Annotated in this window: 4 protein-coding genes and 2 pseudogenes; 5 read left to right on the forward strand and 1 reads right to left on the reverse strand. The window is 70.5% G+C overall.

Annotation, left to right across the window (positions count from 1 at the left end; translation table 11 throughout):
- From HGCM_RS09895 to HGCM_RS09905, 4 genes and pseudogenes are all read left to right on the forward strand, one after another.
- A pseudogene (locus HGCM_RS09895) lies at positions 1-243 on the forward strand (hypothetical protein); the annotation flags it as partial.
- A 42-nt stretch (positions 244-285) separates the two neighbouring features.
- Positions 286-498, forward strand: a complete 213-nt coding sequence (locus HGCM_RS17860) for a hypothetical protein (protein WP_019136684.1) — start codon at positions 286-288, stop codon at positions 496-498.
- Between the two features lie 8 nt (positions 499-506).
- Positions 507-683 (forward strand): hypothetical protein, encoded by a 177-nt coding sequence (locus HGCM_RS19120; protein WP_019136685.1) that lies wholly within the window; start codon positions 507-509, stop codon positions 681-683.
- On the forward strand, positions 683-982 hold the full coding sequence (locus HGCM_RS09905) for a hypothetical protein (protein ID WP_019136686.1): 300 nt from the start codon (positions 683-685) through the stop codon (positions 980-982). Before HGCM_RS19120 ends, HGCM_RS09905 begins: the two co-directional genes overlap by 1 nt.
- A 626-nt stretch (positions 983-1,608) precedes the next feature.
- On the opposite strand, the gene HGCM_RS09915 is transcribed toward HGCM_RS09905, so the two are convergent.
- Positions 1,609-1,839: a hypothetical protein gene (locus HGCM_RS09915; protein ID WP_019136688.1), complete on the reverse strand. Its 231-nt coding sequence runs from the start codon at positions 1,837-1,839 to the stop codon at positions 1,609-1,611.
- Positions 1,840-1,947: 108 nt separating this feature from the next.
- Between HGCM_RS09915 and HGCM_RS19870 the strand changes: the two are divergent.
- A pseudogene (locus HGCM_RS19870) lies at positions 1,948-2,155 on the forward strand (hypothetical protein); the annotation flags it as partial.

A 2,155-nucleotide genomic window follows, 5' to 3' on the forward strand; every position in this document is an offset into this window, starting at 1 on the left:
GTCGAGGCGATCATCCCGGCAGCGAGCCTCGGCTCCTCGGTGGCGGTCACGGTCGGCGGCGGTGGCCTTGCAGCGGCGGGCGCCACGGGTGCGGCCGGGGGTGACTCCTCCTTCGGGACGCTGCTGCTCGCGAAGGGCGGCGGCACCGCCGTGGCCCCGACCACGCAGACGGAGGGCTCGAGCCTGGCCGCCTGGGCGACCCCGGGTGAGGGCGTCGCCGGGTCGACGATCACGACCGGGTAGGGCTTCACGGTCGTCGGCAGCGACGGCGGCCAGGGCCTCTACATGAACTCCGCGTGCAGCGGCGGCAACGGCGGCGGCTCCATGTTCGGCGGCGAGCAGCGCCCCTTCAACGCGGGCTCGTCCGCCGGCCTCGCCGGGCAGGCCTACGGCGGTGGCGGCGCCGGCGGCCACAACGGGGTCTCGCAGGTGGCGGTGGCCGGGGGCAACGGAGCCCCGGGCCTGGTCGTCGTCGAAGAGTTCTACAAGGTGGACTGACGATGCGGATGCCTACACCAGCAGTACGCCGCTGGATCTACCGCGTCGCGACGGCCGGGCTCGCCGTTGCGGCGGTCTACGGGTACGTGGACGGGGAGCCGTCCGCGGCATGGCTGCTGCTCGCTGCGGCCGTCACCGGCATGGCGGACGTCAACACGCCTGGCCCGGACGGGGGCGAGGAGTGATGGACGAGTCCGAGAAGACGCTTGCGGTCGTTGAGGCCCGACTGAGTGACCTGATCAAGTCCGTCGACAACCTGCGCCTGGAGGTCAACGCGCAGCGCAACGACGTCGTCGCCCGGAACGAGTGGCTGCAGCGCAACGCGTACGTGGACTCCAAGTTCGACTCGCAGGGGGCTGAGATCGCTCAACTCCGGACCGATGCCGAGAAGCGCCGTGCGCCGTGGTGGGCCATCGTCGCGGTCTGCTTCACCGGGCTGGGCGTGGTCTGGACGATCCTGGGGCCGCTGCTCACTGGCAGGTAGGGCGTGAATGGCGGGCAGACCTGCGACTACGTCAACGGTTCTACTTGTTCTACGTGGCCTGACTTCCGGCGCTTGTGCGCGTGCCTGTGGACCTGGAGTACACGCATGAGACGGCGCTGCGGATCGTTGCAGGGCTGTGACCTGCGGGCACGTCCCGGTCTCAGTGCAGGTCAGCCGGGTACGCATGACTCGCGGCGCTTGTCAAAGTCCGAGGGATTCGGCTCCGACGCGTGGGGTGTCATCCCGACACGCGCCCGGGGGTGTAGGCCGCGCGCTCTACGCTTGGACCACGGCAAGACGAAGGGCCCCCGCGGACCCGAGGTCGGGTCGGGAGAGGGCCCTCCGGGCGCACTAATGGGTCGGACCACGTGCAATCGGAACGGTACCTCTCCCGGCTTGGCCGTGTCTCTCCGTGAAAGGTGAATCACGACACCCAAGGAGAGGAGTGGCCCATGGCCACCGCGAAGATCAAGAAGGTCCGGCACGAGCTCCGGCGCAACGAGGACGGCGAGGTCCGGCTCGTCCGGGTCGTCGAGTTCGTGCGGGAGATCGTCGGCGACTGACACGTTGTCGACATAGCACTGGCCCCGGTCCATCTCGGACCGGGGCCGGTTTGCGTTCGGGGCTCAGACGGACGTGAGCGCGTCCCGCATCGTCGCGTGCTCCGAGATGTACGTGCTCGGCTGCGGGCCGCGGGCGAGCGCCTTCTCCGAGTGGACGACGTGCAGGCCCCAGACCCGCTGGACGACGTACGTGCGCCCGTCCGAGCCCTTGAAGGACCAGACGCCGGGGACGACGAGCGTCCGACGCGGCAGGCGGGCGGTGGGGGCGGTGGGCGTGGCGGTGGTGCTGGTCATCGTGACGCCTTGACTCGCGCTTGGTGAAGTGCTGACCGAATCAAGGTATTCAGCGGGTGCGGAGATGTACATACGCGCTTGGCGTGTTTACAGTCCGTATCCGCGGACATGGAGGCGCAGCTCGACCGCGCCCGCCGCGACGGCCTGCACCACGAGGTCGCGGAGCTGGCGCGCGCCGAGCGCGCGGGCGTCCTGTGGACCGACCGGGTGCGGGCGTCACGCGGGCGAGCGCTGCGCGTGCACCTGCTCGACGACGAGCCCGTGCGAGGCACGCTCGCCGACGTCGCGGCTCAGTGGCTCCTGCTCGCGGAGGGCA

The organism is Cellulomonas massiliensis JC225 (genome assembly GCF_000312005.1).
In the GTDB taxonomy this organism is placed as follows: domain Bacteria; phylum Actinomycetota; class Actinomycetes; order Actinomycetales; family Cellulomonadaceae; genus Cellulomonas; species Cellulomonas massiliensis.